18 protein-coding genes are annotated in these 19,243 nt (G+C 74.0%); 9 read left to right on the top strand and 9 right to left on the bottom strand.

Annotated features, from left to right (window positions below):
• The first annotated feature begins 187 nt into the window (after positions 1-187).
• The 3 genes from ACN27G_RS14710 (at position 188) to ACN27G_RS14700 (ending at position 2,660) form a co-directional block, all read left to right on the top strand.
• Positions 188-1,306: an LLM class flavin-dependent oxidoreductase gene (locus ACN27G_RS14710; protein ID WP_421493385.1), complete on the top strand. Its 1,119-nt coding sequence runs from the start codon at positions 188-190 to the stop codon at positions 1,304-1,306.
• Positions 1,303-1,917, top strand: coding sequence for an FMN reductase (locus ACN27G_RS14705; RefSeq protein WP_421493384.1), 615 nt, complete (start codon positions 1,303-1,305; stop codon positions 1,915-1,917). The genes ACN27G_RS14710 and ACN27G_RS14705 overlap by 4 nt, the downstream gene beginning before the upstream one ends.
• A 275-nt stretch (positions 1,918-2,192) precedes the next feature.
• A complete protein-coding gene (locus tag ACN27G_RS14700) occupies positions 2,193-2,660 on the top strand; it encodes a hypothetical protein (protein WP_421493383.1) in 468 nt (155 codons plus the stop codon).
• Between the two features lie 11 nt (positions 2,661-2,671).
• Here the strand turns inward: ACN27G_RS14700 and ACN27G_RS14695 are convergent, their stop codons facing one another.
• The 3 genes from ACN27G_RS14695 to ACN27G_RS14685 form a co-directional block, all read right to left on the bottom strand.
• On the bottom strand, positions 2,672-3,511 hold the full coding sequence (locus ACN27G_RS14695) for an aldo/keto reductase (RefSeq protein ID WP_421493382.1): 840 nt from the start codon (positions 3,509-3,511) through the stop codon (positions 2,672-2,674).
• 131 nt (positions 3,512-3,642) lie between these two features.
• The gene (locus tag ACN27G_RS14690; protein ID WP_421493381.1) at positions 3,643-4,632 is read right to left on the bottom strand and encodes an FAD binding domain-containing protein; all 990 of its coding nucleotides are present in this window, start codon (positions 4,630-4,632) and stop codon (positions 3,643-3,645) included.
• Positions 4,629-5,204: a 2Fe-2S iron-sulfur cluster-binding protein gene (locus tag ACN27G_RS14685; RefSeq protein ID WP_421493380.1), complete on the bottom strand. Its 576-nt coding sequence runs from the start codon at positions 5,202-5,204 to the stop codon at positions 4,629-4,631. The genes ACN27G_RS14690 and ACN27G_RS14685 overlap by 4 nt, the downstream gene beginning before the upstream one ends.
• 135 nt (positions 5,205-5,339) lie before the next feature.
• Between ACN27G_RS14685 and ACN27G_RS14680 the strand changes: the two genes are divergently transcribed.
• The 5 genes from ACN27G_RS14680 (at position 5,340) to ACN27G_RS14660 (ending at position 13,184) form a co-directional block, all read left to right on the top strand.
• A complete protein-coding gene (locus ACN27G_RS14680) occupies positions 5,340-8,729 on the top strand; it encodes an AfsR/SARP family transcriptional regulator (protein ID WP_421493379.1) in 3,390 nt (1,129 codons plus the stop codon).
• Positions 8,730-9,100: 371 nt separating this feature from the next.
• Positions 9,101-10,093 (top strand): ATP-binding cassette domain-containing protein, encoded by a 993-nt coding sequence (locus ACN27G_RS14675; RefSeq protein ID WP_421493378.1) that lies wholly within the window; start codon positions 9,101-9,103, stop codon positions 10,091-10,093.
• 158 nt (positions 10,094-10,251) lie between these two features.
• Positions 10,252-11,007 (top strand): ABC transporter permease, encoded by a 756-nt coding sequence (locus ACN27G_RS14670; RefSeq protein WP_421497325.1) that lies wholly within the window; start codon positions 10,252-10,254, stop codon positions 11,005-11,007.
• Between the two features lie 91 nt (positions 11,008-11,098).
• Positions 11,099-12,154, top strand: coding sequence for an SPFH domain-containing protein (locus ACN27G_RS14665; protein WP_421493377.1), 1,056 nt, complete (start codon positions 11,099-11,101; stop codon positions 12,152-12,154).
• A gap of 28 nt (positions 12,155-12,182) precedes the next feature.
• Positions 12,183-13,184 carry a hypothetical protein gene (locus ACN27G_RS14660; RefSeq protein WP_421493376.1) on the top strand — a complete coding sequence of 334 codons (1,002 nt, stop codon included), beginning with the start codon at positions 12,183-12,185 and terminating at the stop codon, positions 13,182-13,184.
• 6 nt (positions 13,185-13,190) lie between these two features.
• Here ACN27G_RS14660 and fmdA read toward each other — a convergent pair whose 3' ends face one another.
• The 3 genes from fmdA to ACN27G_RS14645 form a co-directional block, all read right to left on the bottom strand.
• Complete coding sequence (gene fmdA, locus ACN27G_RS14655) at positions 13,191-14,444, bottom strand: formamidase (protein ID WP_421493375.1); 1,254 nt, start codon at positions 14,442-14,444, stop codon at positions 13,191-13,193.
• A gap of 20 nt (positions 14,445-14,464) precedes the next feature.
• Positions 14,465-14,746 (bottom strand): zinc ribbon domain-containing protein, encoded by a 282-nt coding sequence (locus ACN27G_RS14650; protein ID WP_421493374.1) that lies wholly within the window; start codon positions 14,744-14,746, stop codon positions 14,465-14,467.
• 101 nt (positions 14,747-14,847) lie between these two features.
• Positions 14,848-15,132, bottom strand: coding sequence for a DUF427 domain-containing protein (locus ACN27G_RS14645; RefSeq protein ID WP_421493373.1), 285 nt, complete (start codon positions 15,130-15,132; stop codon positions 14,848-14,850).
• Between the two features lie 179 nt (positions 15,133-15,311).
• Between ACN27G_RS14645 and ACN27G_RS14640 the strand changes: the two genes are divergently transcribed.
• Entirely contained in the window at positions 15,312-16,052 is a 741-nt protein-coding gene (locus ACN27G_RS14640; protein ID WP_421493372.1) for a D-Ala-D-Ala carboxypeptidase family metallohydrolase, read from the top strand.
• A 105-nt stretch (positions 16,053-16,157) separates the two neighbouring features.
• Here ACN27G_RS14640 and ACN27G_RS14635 read toward each other — a convergent pair whose 3' ends face one another.
• From ACN27G_RS14635 to ACN27G_RS14625, 3 genes are all read right to left on the bottom strand, one after another.
• Positions 16,158-17,495, bottom strand: a complete 1,338-nt coding sequence (locus ACN27G_RS14635; RefSeq protein ID WP_421493371.1) for a HAMP domain-containing sensor histidine kinase — start codon at positions 17,493-17,495, stop codon at positions 16,158-16,160.
• A gap of 92 nt (positions 17,496-17,587) precedes the next feature.
• Positions 17,588-18,268, bottom strand: a complete 681-nt coding sequence (locus ACN27G_RS14630; protein WP_421493370.1) for a response regulator transcription factor — start codon at positions 18,266-18,268, stop codon at positions 17,588-17,590.
• Between the two features lie 9 nt (positions 18,269-18,277).
• On the bottom strand, positions 18,278-19,192 hold the full coding sequence (locus ACN27G_RS14625; RefSeq protein WP_421497324.1) for a S1C family serine protease: 915 nt from the start codon (positions 19,190-19,192) through the stop codon (positions 18,278-18,280).
• Positions 19,193-19,243 lie beyond the last annotated feature (51 nt).

The raw sequence follows: 19,243 nt of genomic DNA, 5'->3' as shown, positions 1-19,243 counted from the left end.
ATCTCCGACGTGCCGGCATGGCGAGAATCACCGACAGTTACCTGCCGGGTACGGCTACCTGCCGGGTACGGCGGACCACGCGGCGGCGAATAGTTGACTCGGCAAGTACCTGGAATACTTGACTCTGCAAGTATGTTGTGCGGGGCGATCCGGGGATCGACGCCGGAGAACGAGAACGGAGCGGGCGATGCAGTTCGGGATCTTCAGTGTCGGTGACGTGACCCCGGATCCGACCAACGGGCGGGTGCCCACCGAGGCCGAGCGGATCAAGGCCATGGTGGCCATCGCGCTCAAGGCGGAGGAGGTCGGACTGGACGTCTTCGCGACCGGCGAGCACCACAACCCGCCGTTCGTGCCCTCCTCGCCCACCACCATGCTCGGCTTCGTCGCGGCGCGGACCAGCCGGCTGCTGCTCTCCACCGCGACCACGCTGATCACCACCAACGACCCGGTGAAGATCGCCGAGGACTACGCGATGCTGCAGCACCTGGCCGACGGCCGGGTCGACCTGATGATGGGACGGGGCAACACCGGACCGGTCTACCCGTGGTTCGGGCAGGACATCCGCAACGGCATCCCACTGGCGATCAACAACTACGACCTGCTGCGCCGCCTCTGGCGGGAGGACGTCGTCGACTGGCAGGGGAAGTTCCGCACCCCGTTGCAGTCGTTCACCTCGACACCCCGGCCGCTGGACGGGATCCCCCCGTTCGTCTGGCACGGCTCGATCCGCAGCCCCGAGATCGCCGAGCAGGCCGCGTACTACGGCGACGGGTTCTTCGCCAACCACATCTTCTGGCCGAAGGAGCACACCCAGCGGATGGTGGGCCTCTACCGGCAGCGGTTCGAGTACTACGGCCACGGCTCCGCCGACAGGGCCATCGTCGGCCTCGGTGGGCAGGTCTTCATGCGGCGCAACTCGCAGGACGCGGTGACCGAGTTCCGGCCCTACTTCGACAACGCACCGGTCTATGGGCACGGCCCGGCACTGGAGGACTTCATGCGGGAGACGCCGCTGACCGTCGGCAGTCCGCAGCAGGTGATCGACCGGACCCTGACCTTCCGGGAGTACGTCGGCGACTACCAGCGGCAGCTCTTCCTGGTCGACCACGCCGGGCTGCCGCTGAAAACGGTGCTGGAGCAGCTCGACATCCTCGGCGAGCAGGTCGTGCCGGTGCTGCGCGAGGAGTTCGCCGCGCGGCGTCCCGCACACGTACCGGAGGCGCCGACGCACGCCTCGATGAGGGCGGAGCGGGACGCGGCGGCGAAGGCCGGGGCCGGCGCCGAGGCGGGGGCCACCCGATGACGGAGCGGACTCTCGCGGTCGTCTCGGCGGGCCTGCGGGTGCCGTCGTCCACCCGGCTCCTCGCCGACCAGCTCGCCGCAGCCACCGGCGCCGAACTCGAGCGCCGGGGTGTGCCGGTCCACACCGAGCAGGTCGAGCTGCGCGACCACGGACACGACATCGTGAACCACCTGCTCACCGGCTTTCCGCCGACGGCGCTGAAGCAGGTCGTCGACGCCGTCTCCGGTGCCGACGGGCTGATCGTGGTGTCGCCGATCTTCAACGCCTCGTACAGCGGGCTGTTCAAGTCGTTCTTCGACCTGCTCGGGGAGGACGCCCTGGTCGACCGGCCGGTCCTGATCGGCGCCACCGGCGGCACCGCCCGGCACTCCCTCGCCCTCGAACACGCCCTCCGGCCGATGTTCAGCTATCTGCGTGCCGTGGTGATGCCGACCTCGGTCTTCGCCGCGCCGGAGGACTGGGCCGGGGGCGCCGCCCAGGGCAGCCTGCGCGGCCGGATCGAGCGGGCCGCCCGGGAACTCGCCGAGCAGGTCGCCCGGCGCGGGTCCGCCGAGGTCGCCGACCCGTTCCGGCTCACCACCACCTTCGACCAGCTGCTGACCGGCGACTGAGCCGCACCCGCGCCAACGTGCGAGGGGCGACCGAGCCGCACCCGCGCCAACGTGCGAGGGGCGACCGGTCCGTGGCCGTGCCTACGGGCGAGGGGCGACCGATGCGTAAGCCTGAATCGTGCGGATCAGGGCGGCGAGCTGCTCAGTGGCCGTGCCTACGGGCGAGGGGCGACCGATGCGTAGCCGTGCCTACGGGTGGGGGCCGGCCGGCCCGCTGCCGTGCCGGCGTGCGGGGTGTGCCGGGCCGGCGCGGGCGCGTCCGGTTGAATGTGCCGATGACCCCACCGGTACCCCGGGCCATCACGTCGGCCACCCTCCGCGCCGTGGAGGCGGCCCGCGCACAGGATCGCGACGCGCTCGACTCCGCCGCAGCCGAGCTGGCCCTGCTCCCGGCCGAGCAGGTCGGACGGGTCCTCGGCACGGTGCTGCGGCTGCTGCTGGAGCAGGCCCACCCCGACGGGCTGGCCGGTGAGGACGTGCAGGCGGTACTGGTCCGGTGCGCCCGGGCAAACGCCGGCTGGCTGCCCGGGCTGGACGTCGGGACCCTGGCGATGCTGCTGACCGGGGCGCTCGGCGTACACGAGATGGCCGAGCAGGCGCCACCGGCCGACCCGGCGGCGGTGGCCAGGCACGCGCCGCTGCTCGTCGCCGACCTGCTCGCCGTCACCGGCGGAGCGGCCGGCGACCACCTCGCCGCCGCGCTCTCCGAGATCGCCGTCGCCGAGACGATGGAACTGCCGTAGGCCGCCCGGGTTCAGTGCCCGTTCGTCTCGGAGTCGACGGCGGCGCCCTCGCCCCGGTCGAGCGCGGAGAGCGCGGCGACCTCCTCGGGGGTGAGGGTGAAGTCGAAGACGTCGATGTTGCTCTTCATCCGCGCCGGGTTGGCGGTCTTCGGAATCGGGATGAGCTCCAGCTCCAGGTGCCAGCGCAGGACGATCTGCGCGGGGGTGCGGCCGTACCGGTCGGCCAGGTCGGTCACCACGGGCTGGCCGAGCAGCTCGCCGCCGTGCCCGATCGGGCCCCAGGACTGGGTCGCGATTCCGTGCTCCCGGTGGTACGCCCGGGCGGCGTCCCGGGTCAGGCTCGGGTCCAACTGGATCTGGTTGACGTCCGGCGTCACGTCGGTCGCGGCGCGGATCCGGTCGATGTGCGCGGGCGTGAAGTTGGAGAGGCCGATGGCGCGTACCCGGCCCTCCCGGAGCAGGTCGGTGAGGCCGAGGAAGGCGTCGACGTACCGGTCCTGCCACGGCATCGGCCAGTGGATCAGATAGAGGTCGAGGTAGTCGAGGCCGAGCTTGCCGACGCTGTCCCGGAACGCCTCCTGGACCCTGTCCCGGCCGTGCCACTCGCCGTTGAGCTTGCTGGTGACGAAGAGCTCCTCCCGGGGCACCCCGGAGGCGCGCAGGCCACGGCCGACGCCGACCTCGTTGCCGTACCTGTAGGCGGTGTCGACGAGCCGGTAGCCGATCCCGATCGCCTCGGCAACGGCCCGCTCGGCCTCGTCGTTGTCGAGCGGCCAGGTGCCGAAGCCGAGCTGCGGGATCCGGGCGCCGTTCGCCAGGCGGCGGGTGGGCACGGCGGGCTCTGTGGTCATGTGGATGATCTCCTGCGGGTGGTCCGGGTCCGGGTGCGGCCCGCTGGCGCGGGTCGGTGCGACGTTCCTTTAGATCAACTTACCCGCACGGCCGGCCCCGGCCGGCCGGACCCTGAGTCACCTGGGCGGAGTCAGGCGGGCCCGTCGACCAGGTCGAGCAGGGTACGGGTCACCGTGTTGCGGGCCAGCGGCACCTTGAAGGCGTTCTCCGGCAGCGGCCGGGCCTCGGCGAGCTCCGCCTCGGCGGCCGCCCGGAACATCTCCTCCCGGGCCGGGCCGCCCCGCAACAGCTCCTCGGCCCGGCTGGCCCGCCACGGCTTGTGCGCCACCCCGCCGAGCGCGATCCGTACGTCCCGGACCGTACCGCCCGACACGTCGATCGCCGCGGCCACCGACACCAGTGCGAACGCGTACGACGCGCGGTCGCGTACCTTGCGGTAGCGCGACCGGGTGGCGAAGGCCAACGGGGGAACCTCGATCGCGGTGATCAACTCGCCGTGTTCCAGCACGGTGTCCCGGTCCGGTTCGCCGCCCGGCAACCGGTGCAGGTCGGTGAGCGGGATGCGCCGCCCGCCGCCCGGGCCCACCGTGTGCACGATGGCGCCCAGCGCGGCCAGCGCGACCGCGAAGTCCGACGGATGGGTGGCGACGCACTCCGGCGAGGTGCCGAGGATGGCGAGCTCGCGGTGGTACCCCTCGATGGCCGAGCAGCCGGTGCCGGGTTCCCGCTTGTTGCAGGGCGTGGTGACGTCCTGGAAGTAGACGCAGCGGGTGCGCTGCAGCAGGTTTCCGCCGGCGGTCGCGAGGTTGCGCAGCTGCCCGGAGGCGCCGGCGAGCAGCGCCTGGGAGAGCACCGGATAGCCGTGCCGGAGCAGCGGATGCGCGGCCAGGTCGCTGTTGGGTACGGCGGCGCCGATCAGGATTCCGCCCCCGGGCGCCTCCTCGACCCGGTCGGAGGTGAGTCGGCGTACGTCCACCAGCAGGTCGGGGGTGGCCACCTCGAGCTTCATCAGGTCCACCAGGTTGGTCCCACCGCCGAGGTACGCACCGTTCGGCGCCTCGGCGAGCAGCGCGACCGCCCGGGAGACGTTCTCGGCGCGGGCGTACCGGAACGGCTTCACCGCCGGGCCAGTTCCAGGATCGCGGGCACAATGTTGGCGTACGCGGCGCAGCGGCAGAGGTTGCCGCTCATCCGCTCCCGGATCTCGTCGGCGTCCAGACTCCGCCGCGCCCCGCCGTCGCCCCCGCCGGCACCTCCGCCCCCGCCGGCACCTCCGCCCCCGCCGTCGGGCACTGCCCCGACCGGGGTGACCGCGCTCGGCCAGCCCGCCTCGGCCTCGCGGAGCATCGCCACCGCCGAGACGATCTGGCCGGGCGTGCAGTAGCCGCACTGGAAGGCGTCGTACTGGATGAAGCAGCGCTGCATCGGGTGCAGGTCGCCGTCGGGAGCGAGGCCGGCCGCGGTGACGATCTCGGCGCCGTCGTGCGCCACCGCGAGGGCGAGGCAGCTGTTCACCCGCCGGCCGTCCAGCAGGATGGTGCAGGCGCCACACTGGCCGTGGTCGCAGCCCTTCTTCGGACTGGTGTTGCCCAGCCGCTCGCGCAGGGCGTCCAGCAGCGTGGTCCGGGTGTCGACGACGATCCGGTGATCCGTCCCGTCCACCCGGATGCTGACCTCGGCGTCCACGGTCACGGCCTCCCTGCGAGCGAGTTCCGGCGAACGCCTCCAAAGCTAGCCATAGCAGTCGAAAAGAGCGCTGGAACGGCAAAACTCACGCTGGGTAGCGGCTGCCGATCGCCGGATGCGAGGTGGGCGACAATCGACGGCATGCGGTTCGGCATCCTGGGCGCGACCGAGGCGTACGCGAGCGACGGCCGGCGGCTTCCCGTCGGCGGTCCCCGCCTGCGCGCCCTGCTGGTGCTGCTGCTCCTCGACGCCGGCAGGACGGTCTCGGCCGACAGGTTGATCGACGGTCTCTACGGCGACGATCCGCCGGGCCGGGCCGGCAACGCCCTGCAGTCGCAGATCTCCCGGCTGCGCCAGATGCTCGCCGGGGGCGGCGGGGCCGAGCCGCTTGTCGAGTTCCATCCGGCGGGCTACCGGATCGCGGTCGACCCGGAGGACGTCGATCTGCACCGGTTCACCCGGCTGGTGGCCGAGGGGCGCCGCGTGCTGGCCGGTGGCGACCGCCGGCACGGCATCGACCTGCTGCGTGCGGCGCTCCGGTTGTGGCGCGGCGAGCCGTTGGCGGACGTTCGGGAGGCACCCTTCGCCCGAGCCCAGGCGATCCGCCTCGACGAACTGCGGCTGACCGCCGTCGAGGAGCGCGTCGAGGCAGAACTCGAACTGGCGGGCGCGGGACTCTCCGGCCTCGGTGGCGTGGGACTCTCCGGCCTCGGTGACGCGGGACTCTCCGGCCTCGATGGCGTGGGACCGTCGGGCCCGGGTGGCGTGGGACCGTCGGGCCCGGGTGGCGTGGGATTGTCCGGTCCGGGTGGCGTGGGACTGTCCGGCCTCGGTGGCACCGGATCGTCCGGGCCGGCCGGCGCGGTACCGTCAGTGGCCGAGCTGCGGGAGCTGGTGGCGGCGTACCCGTTGCGGGAGCGACTGCGCGGCCAGCTTATGCGCGCCCTGCACGCCGGGGGCCGGCGGGCCGAGGCGCTGGCCAGCTACGAGGAGGCCCGGCGGCTCCTCGCCGAACAGCTCGGCAGCGACCCCTCCGCCGCGCTCGCCGCGCTGCACGTCGCCCTGCTCCGCGACGACGGTGAGGAAGGGCCCCCGCTACAACAGAAAACGATAAGCGGGGGCCCTTCCTTACCGGTAGGCGGCGGGGTGCCGGCGCAGGTGAGCAGCTTCGTGGGGCGGGAGGAGGAGCTGGGCCGGGTCGGCAAGCTGCTCGGCGAGGCGCGGCTGGTGACCCTGCACGGTCCCGGCGGTGCCGGCAAGACCCGGTTGGCGATCGAGGCGACCGCCCGGCAGCCGGGCGAGGTCCGCATGGTCGAACTCGCGGCCGTGGCCGCCGGTGCCGACATCGCCTCGGCGGTGCTGGCCGCGCTGCGCCTGCGGGACGCCGCGCTACGGGCGCAGGGCGGCCCCCGGGACGCCGCCGACCGGCTGGTCACGGCGCTCGCCGACCGGAGTCTGCTGCTCGTGCTGGACAACTGCGAGCACCTGGTGGCCGACGCCGCCCGGCTCGTCGCGCGGCTGCTCGGGGCGTGCCCCAAGGTGCGGGTGCTGGTCACCAGCCGGGAGCCGCTCGGGCTCACCGGCGAGACGCTCTGCCCGGTCTCCGGACTGGCGCTGCCGCCGGCGGAGGCGACAGCCGGGACCGCACCGGGGTACGCCGCCGTCCGGCTCTTCGTCGAGCGGGCCGGGGACGTCTCGCCGGGATTCGTCCTCGACCCCGACAACCTCGCGGCGGTGCTGCGGATCTGCCGGACCCTCGACGGGCTGCCGCTCGCGATCGAGCTGGCGGCGGCCCGGCTCCGCGCGCTGCCGGTGTCGGAGGTGGCGGCCCGGCTCGACGACCGGTTCCGGCTGCTGACCCGGGGGAGCCGGACCGCCGAGCCCCGGCACCAGACCCTGCGCGCGGTGGTGCGGTGGAGCTGGGACCTGCTGGACGAGGTCGAACAGCGGCTGGCGCGGCGGCTGACGGTCTTTGCCGGTGGCGCCACGCTGGACGCCGTCGAGCGGGTCTGCGGCCCGCTGGATGCGGACGCCTCAGGCGTGCCCGTCCTCGACGTGCTCTCCGGCCTGGTGGAGAAGTCCCTGGTGGAGGCGGCCGGCGGCCGGTTCCGGATGCTGGAGACGGTGCGGGCGTTCGGGGCGGAACGGCTGGCCGAGGCGGGCGAGGCGGAGCAGCTGCGGCGGGCGCACGCGGCGTACTTCCTGGAGTTGGCCCGCACCGCCGACCAACGGCTGCGGGGCGCGGCACAGCTGGAGTGGCTGCGCCGGCTGGACGCCGACCGCGACGATCTGCACGCCGCGCTGCGCCGGGCGGCGGCCGGCGCCGACACCGGTACGGCGCTGGAGCTGGTCGCCGCCCTGTCGTTCTACTGGTGGCTGCGCGGCCTGCGGGGGGAGGGGGCCGCGCTCGCCGGCCGGCTCGTCGAACGGCTCGGCGGTACGCCGCCACCCGGCCTCGCCGAGGAGTACGCGCTCTGCCTGCTGCACGCCTCGCTCGGCGGCTACGGCTCGGGGCCGCAGGGTCTCGCGCCGGCCGGTGCGATCCTGTGGGACCTGCGTCGGCCGCCCCGGCAGCCGTTCCTGCTCTATCTCTCCGGCGTCGCCAACGGGCCACCGGCCCAGCCGGCGGAGAGCCTGCTGGCCACGATGGAGGGCTGGGCCGAGGTGCTCGGCGGCGAACCCTGGAGCCGGGCGCTGGCCGCGCTCGGCCTCGGGCTGATCGCGATGCTCGAGGGCCGGTACGACGACGCGCAGGCCAGCCTTGACCAGGCGCTGACGGACTTTCGGGGCATCGGGGAGCGCTGGGGGACGATCCTGGTGCTGACGACCATGACCGAGCTGGCGTACCGGCGCGGTGACCGGGCACCCGCGGAACTGGTCGACGAGGCGCTGCGGCTGGCCGACGAGCTCGGCTCGGTGCTCGACATGGCCGAGCTGCTGCGCACTCGCGGGGATGGCCGGCTCGGCGCCGGTGACCTGGCCGGGGCGGGTGACGACTACCGGCGGGTGGTGGAGCTGGCGACGCCGGCCGGTGCGCCGGAACTGCTCGCCGCCGCCCATCTGGGGCTCGGCGAGATCGCCCGGCACCGGGGCGACCTCGCCGGGGCCCGACGGCTCTGCGAGCGGGCGCTGGCGGAGTGCCCGACCGGGTGGTTCGGGGCGGAGGGGATCCGGCTCGCCATCCTCGTCGCCCTCGGCCAGATCGCGGCCGCGACCGGTGACAGGGGTGCGGCCCGTACCCGGTTCCGCCAGGTGCTGGGCGCGGCGACGAGCGTCTGGGAGTTCTCCACGCTCACGATCGCGGTCGACGGCCTGGTCGGGCCGGTGCTGCGCGACGGTGACATCGAGCGCGCCGCCCTGCTGCTCGGCGCGATTGCGGCACTGCAGCCCGGCGGTCGGGGGGCGATCGATGCCGCGCGGGTCGGCGCCGCGACCCGGGGCCGGCTCGGCGATCCGGCGTACCGGCGGGCGCTGGCCCGGGGCGCGGCGCTGACCCGGCAGGATGCGCTCGCCCTGCTGGAGACGGCCTGACCCGCTGCCGGCCTGGCTGGTCTGCTGGAGACGGCCTGACCCGCTGGGGGCGGCCTGACCCGCTGCCGGCCTGGCTGGTCTGCTGGAGACGGCCTGACCCGCTGGGGGCGGCCTGACCCGCTGCCGGCCTGGCTGGTCTGCTGGAGACGGCCTGACCCGCTGGAGGCGGCCTGACCCGCTGCCGGCCTGGCTGGTCTGCTGGAGGCGGCCTGACCTGCTGCGGGCGCCGCCGACCTGCTCGGGTGAATCGGGCGGCCGGGCGCGGCGGTCAGCGGCCGATGCGTGACGGTCAGGAGGGCGGTCAGGTTGCGGTGCGTGGCCGGTGCGCTGCCGGTGCGTGGCCGGTCAGCGCGTCGGGCGAGCGTCGGGGCATGACAACAGAGACGACAGCGGTCGTGGCCGAGGGACTGCGCAAGCGGTACGGCCGGACCTCAGCCCTCGACGGATTCGACCTGAACGTGCCGGCCGGGACGGTCTGCGGCCTGCTCGGCCCGAACGGTGCCGGCAAGACCACCGCGGTCCGGATCCTCTGCACACTGCTGCGCTTCGACGCCGGCCGTGCCCGGGTGGCCGGCTACGACGTGGTCCGCCAGCCCGAGCAGGTCCGCGGTGTGATCGGGCTGACCGGCCAGTACGCGGCGGTCGACGAGGTGCTCAGCGGGCGGCAGAACCTGATCCTTTTCGGTCGGCTGCACCACCTGTCGGCCCGCGCCGCGCGGCGCCGCGCGGACGAGCTGCTGGAGCGGTTCGGACTGACCGGCTCGGCGGCGAGGTCGGCGGCGGAGTACTCCGGCGGGATGCGCCGCCGGCTGGACCTGGCGGCCAGCCTGATCATGACACCTCGGGTCCTCTTCCTCGACGAACCGACCACCGGCCTGGACCCGCGCAGTCGCAACCAGCTCTGGGCGGCGGTGCGGGAGATGGTGGCGGACGGCACCACCGTGCTGCTCACCACCCAGTATCTGGAGGAGGCGGACCAGCTCGCCGACCGGATCCTGGTGGTCGACGCCGGGCGGGTGGTCGCGGAGGGCACCTCGGCCGAGCTGAAGGCGCGGATCGGGGCGGACCGGATCGAGGTGGTGGTCCGGGAGGCGGCGCAGCTGGGCGGCGCCGCCGGGATCGTGGAGCGTTCCGCCGCCGGTCCGGTGGCGGTGGATGCCGAGATCCGGCAGCTCAGCGCGCCGGTCGTGGACCGGGTCGCGGCGCTCGGCGACGTGATGCGGGCGCTGCGCGACGCCGGCATCGCGGTCGAGGACATCGGGCTGCGCCGGCCGACCCTCGACGAGGCCTTCCTGCATCTGACCGGCCACCAGCCCGGCCGGCCGGGTCCGGCGGCGGCACGGCCGAGGGGAGCGGTGGCATGACGGCCGAGGTGGCGCGGACCGAGGGGAGCGGTGGCATGACGGCCGAGGTGGCGCGGACCGAGGGGAGGCGAGCCGGGTCGGCGGGCCGGGGCGTCGACCCGGGCCGGCCGGACGGGCCGGTGGGCCGGCTGCGGTGGGCGGCGGCCGACGGCTGGGTGATGACCGGCCGGAACATGGCGCACGTGATCCGGTCGCCCGAGGAGATCGTGATCTACTTCAGCCTGCCGATCATGTTCGTGCTGGTCTTCGGCTACGTCTTCGGCAGCGGCATGGCGGTGCCCGGCGCCGGCAGCTACCGCGAGTACCTGCTGCCGGGCGTCTTCGTGATGACGATGCTCTACGGCCTCGGCGCCACCGCCAGCGGCATCGCCATGGACGTCAGTCGCGGGGTCGTCGACCGGTTCCGGTCGATGCCGATGGCCCGGACCGCCCTGCTCACCGGCCGGACCGGTGCCGACCTGCTCCGCGCGCTGCTCGAGATGACCATCCTGGTCGTCTGCGGCCTGCTGGTCGGCTGGCAGTGGCGTAACGGTCTGCTCGACGCGCTCGCCGCGGTCGGGCTGATCCTGCTGCTGCGGCTCGCCCTCACCTGGGTCGGCATCTTCCTCGGCCTGCTGGTGCCGAACCCGGACACGGTGGGAGTGATCGTCTTCCCGCTGGCCTTTCCGCTGACCGCGCTCTCCAACGTCTTCGTCGCGCCGGACCTGATGCCGCAGTGGCTCGGCGCCATCTCGTCCTGGAACCCGCTCTCCGCGACGGTGGCGGCGAGCCGGGATCTCTTCGGCAACCCCGGCACCGGCGGCGACTCGTGGGCGGCGCAGCACCCGCTGCTGCTCGCGGTCGGGTGGCCGCTGCTGCTGATCGCCGTCTTCGCGCCGCTGGCCGTCCGGCGCTACCAGCGGCTGAGCCGCTGACTCCCGGGACGGCGGGCTTTATCGGCGGCTTGACGCGAAATAGATCTTCCCTTTATCGTCTCCATGACGAAAACAGGGGGAGGGATGTGTCATGGCGGACGTGACCAGGCGGCTGTTCCTGCGACACCTGCGTGGGACGCCGACCACGTGGATCCGGCACCATGTCCGGGGCCGGGTCCGGCACGAGGGGGTCGGGCAGTCGTTCTGGTACCGGCCGCTGGTCGGCGTACTCAGCGAGGTGCCGGTCGACGATCGCGAGCTGCCGCTGATGTTCCACGCCCGGACGAGCGACTTCGCCGACGTCACCGTGCAGGCGACGGTGACGTACCGGATCGCCGACCCGGCGGTGGCGGCCGGCCGGCTGGACTTCTCGGTCGACCCGCACCGAGGGGTCGCCCGGGCCCGTCCGCTCGACCAGGTCGCCACGCTCCTGGCCGAGCTGGCCCAGCAGCCGGCGCTCGACCTGCTGGCCCAGGTGCCGCTGGCCGAGGCGCTGACCGACATCGCCGCGGTCCGCGAGGCGGTCTCGGTGGCGCTGCGCGACGAGGCGCGGCTGACCGATGTCGGGGTCGCGGTGGTGAGCGCCCGGGTCGTGGCGGTGCGGCCGGAGCCGGAGATGGAGCGCGCGCTCCAGACGCCGACCCGGGAGACGGTGCAGGTCGAGGCCGACCGGGCCACCTACGCCCGCCGGGCGCAGGCGGTCGAGCAGGAGCGGGCGATCGCCGAGAACGAGCTGCAGAACAAGATCGAACTGGCGCGCCGGGAGCAGCAGCTGGTCGAGCAGCGCGGTGCCAACTCGCGCCGCAAGGTCGAGCTGGAGGCCACCGCCGAGCTGGCGGTGGCGCAGGGCAGGGCCGAGCGGGAGAAGGTGGCGAACGCGGCGGCCGCCGAGCGCGCCCGGGTGCTGGCCGCCGCCGAGGCGGAGAAGGAGCGCGTCCTCGCCGGGGCAAAGGCCGACGGGGTACGCGCGGTCGGGCTGGCCGAGGCGGAGGCGGAGGCGGCCCGGCTGGCGGCGTACCGGGATCTGCCGCCGGAGGTGCTGCACGCGCTGGCGGTCCGCGAGGTGGCGGGGCACCTTCCCGAGATCGGCCAGCTCACCGTCACCCCGGACGTGCTGACCGGCCTGCTGGGTCGGCTGTCCCGGTGACCGGCTCGGCACCGGCGGGACGGGCGCGATGACCACCGGCGGGACGGGCGCGATGACCACCGGCGGGACGGGTGCGATGACCACCGGCGGGACGGGTGCGATGAGTGCCACCCTCGCGCCCAGGGTCGTCGTGGTGAGCCGGCGCAGCGAGCTGGACGAGCTGCTGGCCCACCACGGCACCCGGGCCGCCGCCGGCTACTACCTCCGGCAGCGTGGCCGGGACCTCGCCGGGGTGGTCGCCCGGCACGAGGCGCTCCAGGCGGCGCTGACCACGGTCGGGGCGGCGATCCCGGCCGACTGGCGGCGTGGCCGGGCGGACCGGGCGGACCTGGCCCGGTTCCCGTTCGCCCCCGAGGACGTCGTGATCGCTGTCGGTCAGGACGGGCTCGTCGCCAACGTCGCCAAGTACCTCGACGGGCAGCCGGTCATCGGCGTCGATCCCGAGCCGGGCCGGAACGCGGGCGTCCTCGTCCGGTTCCGGCCCGCCGCGATCGCCCGGCTGCTTCCCGAGGTGGTCGCCGGACGCGCGCCGGTGCGTGACCGGACCATGGTGCGGGCCGCGCTCGACGACGGTCAGGAGCTGATCGGGCTCAACGAGATCTACGCCGGTGATCCCGGCCACCAGTCGGCCCGCTACCTGCTCTCCACTGCGGACGGCCGGAGGGAGCGCCAGTCCTCGTCCGGGCTGGTGGTCGGCACCGGCACCGGTGCCACCGGCTGGTGCGCCTCGATCGCCCGGGAGCGCGCCGCCGCGCCGTCGCCGCCGGCGCCGGACGAGCCGGCGCTCTGCTGGTTCGTCCGGGAGGCCTGGCCGTCCCCGGCGACCGGGGCCTCGCTGACCGCCGGGCGGCTCGGCCCGGACCAGACGCTGGAGATCGTGGCGGAACGGGAGCGGTTGGTGGTCTTCGCCGACGGGTTGGAGGCCGACCACCTGACCATGTCCTGGGGGCAGCGGCTGACGGTCGGCCCGGCCGGCCGGCGGCTCCGCCTGGTGGAGCCGGCGTCACAGCAGGGTCGGCCGGCGCCGTAGCAGGGGTCAGAAGGTCGCCTTCGGGGCGCCCTGCCCCGGGGCGACCCGGGTCGGCCCGTCGGCCGAGGGGCGTACGTCGACGTCGAAGATCGCCGTCGGCAGGTAGACCGTGGCGCAGGAGTTCGGGATGTCCACCACCCCGGAGAAGCGCCCCTCGATCGGGGCGGCGCCGAGCAGGAGGTACGCCTGCTCCGGGCTGTAGCCGAACCGCGTCAGGTACTCGATCGCGTGCAGGCAGGCGCGCTGGAAGGCGAGTTGCGAGTCGAGATAGCGCTGCTCACCGTCGGTGCTCACCGAGATGCCGGAGAAGGCCAGCCACTGGCTGTACTGCGGTGCCACGATCCCGGGCAGGAAGATGGCGTTCTCCGAGACCCCGTACATGGTCATCCCGCCCTTGATGACGTCCACGTGCAGGTCGACGAAACCGCCCATCTCGATCGCGCCGCAGAAGGTGATCTCGCCGTCCCCCTGGGAGAAGTGCAGGTCTCCCACGGAGAGGTTGGCGCCGGGGACGTACACCGGATAGAAGATCCGGGTTCCCCTGGTCAGGTTCTTGATGTCCTGGTTGCCGCCGTTCTCCCGGGGCGGCGCGGTCCGGGCCGCCTCCGCCGCGACCCGGGCGAAGTCGCCGCCGGTCAGGGTGCCGAGGATCGCGCCGTCGGGCAGCGGCGGCAGCGACAGCGGTGGCACCCGGTCCGGGTCGGTGGCCCGCAGCGCGCCCTCGCGCTCGTTCCACTTCGCCAGCAGCGCGGCCGACGGGGCGGTGCCCATCAACCCGGGGTGGGTGATCCCGGTGAAGGTCACCCCCGGGACGTGCCGGGAGGTCGCCTGCTGGCCGCTGAAGTCCCAGATCGCCTTGTACGCGTCCGGGAACTGGTCGGTCAGGAAGCCGCCGCCGTTCTGTTTGGGGAAGATGCCGGTGTAGCCCCAGCCCTGCCCGGCCAGCGGGCCCGAGTCCTCCTGCGGGATCGGCCCGACGTCGAGGATGTCGACGACCAGCAGGTCGCCGGGTTCGGCTCCGTTGACCGCGAACGGTCCGCTGAGCGCGTGCACGATCTGCAGCGGGGCGTCCCGGATGTCCTCGGCGGAGTCGTCGTTGTGGATCGCGCCGTCGAACCACTCCCGGCAGTGCACCCGGAACGTCTGGCCGGGCCGGACGGTGGCGACCGGCGGTATCTCGGGATGCCATCGGTTGTGGCCGGTCAGCTCCTGCTCGGTGAACGACTTCGTCGAGTCCAGCGGAAACAACACCTCGGGCATCGCGGCTTCCCTTTCACCCGTCAGGGTCGTGGCAGGCCGGCGTGCCCGGGACGGGTCCGCCGGGGCGCCGCGCCGCGTCGGCCGGGTATCCGGGTCACCACCTCCGGTGCCTCGGCGCTCCGGCCTGCCCGGTCGAGGGCCGCGACCAGAGGCCGCGGCATGGCACGTAGCGACGGTGCGGAGAAGACCCGGACCGCCTCCGCGGCGCAGGTCGGGCAGCGGAGCCGTCCGGGAGCCTCCCCGATCGGGAACCGCGCCGCGAGAACGCCGTCGCGGGGGCACCGGTACTCGTACGTCGTCACGGCCCAAGGATCCGGCCGGAGGAAGCGGCTTCGCAGGCTTATGCCCCGACCGTCACCTTTCGGGTGGCCGATCGCCACGGTCGGGGCGTGCGCGACCCGCGTCAGTCCACGACCTGGACGTCCTTCCAGAAGGCGACGCGGTCCCGGACCATCTCGGCCTCCGGCTTCGGCTCCGGGTAGTACCAGACGGCGTCGACGCTGCGTCGCCCCTCGTGCTCCAGGGTGTAGTACGACGCGGTGCCCTTCCACGGGCAGACGGTGTGCGTGTCGGAGTCGCGGACGAGGTCGTCCCGGAGCGCGCCGCGCGGGAAGTAGTGGTTTCCCTCGACGACCACGGTGTCCGTGCTCTCGGCGACGACCAGGTCGTTCCAGATGGCTTTCGGCATGCCACCCAGAGTATGCCGGCCGCCCGCCCCGCCCGGCGGAGGCGCGGCGGTGAACGGCGTGTTCCGGGCGTATGAAGGAAACTGCCAGATCGGACAGGATCCATGGAAGATATTGACTTAAGGTCTCCGGGCAGCCATCCTCGTCGATATTCAAACCCCCGCTCGGTATGGAGGACCCCTTGTTCAGACGTACCGTCAGAATCCTCGCGGCGCTCACCATGGCGGCCGCGGCCACTCTCGTCACCACCGTGACGACCTCCGCCCCCGCACAGGCAGACGGCTGCTACACCTGGGGCCGGACCCTCTCGGAGGGGATGTCCGGTGAGGACGTGCGGCAGTTGCAGATCCGCGTCGCCGGCTACCCCGGCTACAACGCGGTGCTCGTCATCGACGGCGCCTTCGGGCCCGCCACCCGCTCCGCGGTGGTCCGCTTCCAGCAGGCGTACGGGCTCGGCGCGGACGGCATCGCCGGCCCCCAGACGTTCGGCAAGATCTACGACCTCCAGGACAACGACTGCACCCCGGTCAACTTCAGCTACGCGGAGTTGAACAACTGCAACTCGAACTGGTCCGGCGGCGCCGTCTCGGCCGCCACCGCCCGGGCCAACGCCCTGGTGAACATGTGGAAGCTCCAGGCCATGCGGCACGCCCTCGGCGACCAGCCCATCCGGGTCACCAGCGCCTTCCGCAGCCACGCCTGCAACAACGCCGTCGGCGGCTCGGCCAGCAGCCGGCACCTCTACGGCGACGCCGTCGACCTCGGCGTCAGCCCGCACAGCCTGTGCCGGCTGGCCCAGCAGGCCCGCAACCACGGCTGGCGCGAGATCCTCGGCCCCGGCTACCCCGGACACAGCGACCACACCCACGTCGCGCACAAGTCGAGCCGTACCTGGTCGGCCAGCTCCTGCGGAGTCTCCTGACCGGAGGAGGCCGGGAGCCCGTCGGCGGCGGGACGGGCATCGGGCACTCGAAGCGTTCGTGGTGGGGAGGGGCCCTGCCCAGAGGAGGCGGGAACGGGCCCTTCCCTACCTACCCAGCGGGGAGTGTGCCGGCGGCTCGGTGTCGTCGGTGCGGTCCGCCGCCGGCAGCCAGAGCAGGAAGGTGCTGCCCCGCCCGACCGAGGAGAAGAGCGCCACCTGTCCACCGTGCGACTCGGTGATCTGCCGGACGATCGCCAGCCCCAGCCCGGTACGCCGCTCCGGGCCCCCCAGCGCGCCGCCCGCCCGACCCTCCGCGCCGCCCGCCCGACCCTCCGCGCCGCCCGCCCGACCGCCCGCGTCTCCCGCCCGACCCTCCGGCGGGGTCGCCGGACCGCGCCAGAAGCGGTCGAAGACCCGGGACCGGTCGGCGACGGGGATGCCGGGCCCCTCGTCGGCGACGCCGGCCCAGAGCCAGCCACCGACCCGACCCGCCGCCACGGTGACCGTGCCACCGGTCGGGGAGAGCCGCACCGCGTTGGAGAGCAGGTTGCCGACCGCCCGGCGCAGCGTGTCGTGGTCGCCGGTCAGCACCAGGCCCGGCCGGACGTCGTACGCGACGAAGACCTGGCGGGCGGCGGCGACCGCGGCGAACTCCTCGCCGGCCTCCCGGACCACCTCGTCGAGCAGCACGTCGGTGTCGGCGAGCGCGTCCGCCCGGCGGCGGGCCGTGGCGAGCAGGTCCTCGACCAGCCGGGACATCCGGGTGGTGGCCCGGTCGATCACCGCGACCGCCCGGGTCCGTTCCGCGTCGGTGGCGTCCGGGGCGTCGAGCAGCGACGCGTCCAGGTTGGCCCGGATGATGGCGAGCGGGCTGCGCAACTCGTGCGAGGCGTCGTCGATCAGCTGGCGCTGGGTGCGGAACGCCTCCTCCAGACGGTCCAGCATGGAGTCGATGGTGTCGCCCAGCTCGCGCAGTTCGTCGCGGGCGCCGGCCAGCCGGATCCGCCGGGACAGGTCGGTGGCCTGGATCTCCCGGGCGGTACGCGCGATCGCGCCGACCGGGCGCAGCGCCCGCCCGGAGAGCACCCAGCCGATGCCGAGGCTGGCGACGAAGAGGCCGGCGAGCGCGATCAGCGAATAGTTGCGCAGCGTCTCCAGGGTGCGGAAGTTGACCTCCGACTCGATCTCGTCGACCTCGGCCACCGTCAGGGTCCCGACCGTGCGACCGTGCTTGACCACGTCCGCCTCGTACTGGGTGGTGATCGGTTTCGGGTTCGTGCTGTGCTGCACCGCGAGATAGGTGACGGCGAGCCCGGCCCCGGCGAGCGCGAAGAGCAGCGTGGAATAGAGCACGGTGAGCCGGAACCGGATCGACTGCACGAACGGCACCCACCGGCGCGGCCGGAACCCCGCCCGCAGCATCCGACCCGTCGCCCCCAGCACCCGACCTCCCCTCGCCGGCATGTCCCGACCTCCCCTCGCCGGCATGTCCCGACCTCCCGTCGCCGGCATGTCCGGACCTCCCGTCTCCGGCGTCACCGCAGCTCCCGGAGCCGGTAGCCGCGTCCCACCACGGTCTCGATCGCCTCGCCGCCGAGCTTGCGGCGCAGCGTGCCGACGGTGACCCGGACCGTCTGGGTGAACGGGTCGGCGTTGGCGTCCCAGACGTGTTCGAGCAGCTCCTCCGCCGAGACGACGTGACCGGGGCGGGTCATCAGGTATTCGAGCACCCCGAACTCCTTGCGGGTCAGGTGCAGCCGGGCTCCGTCGCGGGTCGCCTCCTGCCGTGCCACGTCGAGCTGGAACGGGCCGACCCGCAGCACGGCCGAGCCGCCACCGGTGTCCCGGCGCAGCAGGGCGCGTACCCGGGCCAGCAGCTCGGCCAGCGCGAACGGCTTCACCAGATAGTCGTCGGCGCCCTCGTCGAGGCCGCGCACCCGGTCGTGCAGCGCGCCCCGGGCGGTGAGCATCAGCACCCGTAGCTGGCTGCCGCCCTCGACCGGCACCTCGCCGCGGCGGATCGCGTGGCAGACCGCGAAGCCGTCGCCGTCGGGCAGGTTGACGTCGAGCAGCATCAGGTCGTACGCGTTCACCGCCAGCCGCTCGTACGCCTGTCCGGCGTCCGTGGCGACGTCCACCGCGTAGCCCGCCCGGACCAGGCCGAGCCGCACCGCTTCGGCCAGGTCCTCCTCGTCCTCCACCACCAGCAGCCGCATGATCCGACGCTAACCGCCGTTCCTGATGATCCGCTCGGCCGCGCGCTGCGCCCGGTCGATCGGGATGGCGAAGCCGATGCCGATGTTGCCGCTGCCGTCCAGGGTGGCGATCGCGGTGTTCACGCCGACCACCTCGCCCCGGGCGTTCACCAGCGGGCCGCCGGAGTTGCCCGGGTTGATCGAGGCGTCGGTCTGGATCGCGCTCTGCCGGGCGCCGCTGTCGCCGAGCCGCACCTGCCGGTCGAGGGCGCTGACGATCCCGGCGGTGACGGTGCCGGAGAGCCCCAGCGGTGAGCCGACCGCGAGCACCGCCTCGCCGACCTCGGGGCCGGCGGCGGCGATCCGCAGCGGTCGCGGCGATCCGGCCGAGGTGACCCGGAGCACCGCGATGTCGCTGCCCGGGTCCCGGCCGACCACCTCGGCGGCGAGGCGCCGGCCGTCCTGACCGACCACGCTCACCGTGCCCGCGCCGGCCACCACGTGACTGTTGGTGATCACGTGCCGTTCGTCGACGGCGAAACCGGAACCACCGGCCCGGCCGGCCCGCACCGAGACCACCCCCGGTAGCGCGGTCGCGGCGGCGCCCACCAGGTCGTTCGGCACCGTCCCGCCGCCCGGTGCGGGGCCGGGCGTCGACCCGGGAGGAGCCGGCAGCGGGGCGGCCGCCTCCGGCGCCGGGCCGTCCGACGCGACGTAGCCGCCGGCCACCGCGCCGGAGGCCGCCGAGAGCGCCACCACGGCGAGCCCGGCCAGCAACATCCGCCGCCAGCGCGCCGCCCCGGCCGCCGGCCGCATGTCGGGTACGCCGGCCGGCCCGCCCGGTGCCGCCGACGGCGCGAGCGCCGGGGATACGAACCCGGGCCCCCGGGGTCGGCCGAGTCCGGTCGGTGTCGCCGCCACCCCGGTCGGTGTCGCCACCGTCATGGTCGCCGTCGCCTCTGCCCGCTCCATCACGGCCACTCCCTCCACTGTAGA

The organism is Plantactinospora sp. WMMB334 (assembly GCF_049179095.1).
In the GTDB taxonomy this organism is placed as follows: domain Bacteria; phylum Actinomycetota; class Actinomycetes; order Mycobacteriales; family Micromonosporaceae; genus Plantactinospora.
The sequence above is the reverse complement of the archived record's forward strand: the minus strand, read 5'-3'. Positions and strand labels throughout refer to the sequence as shown.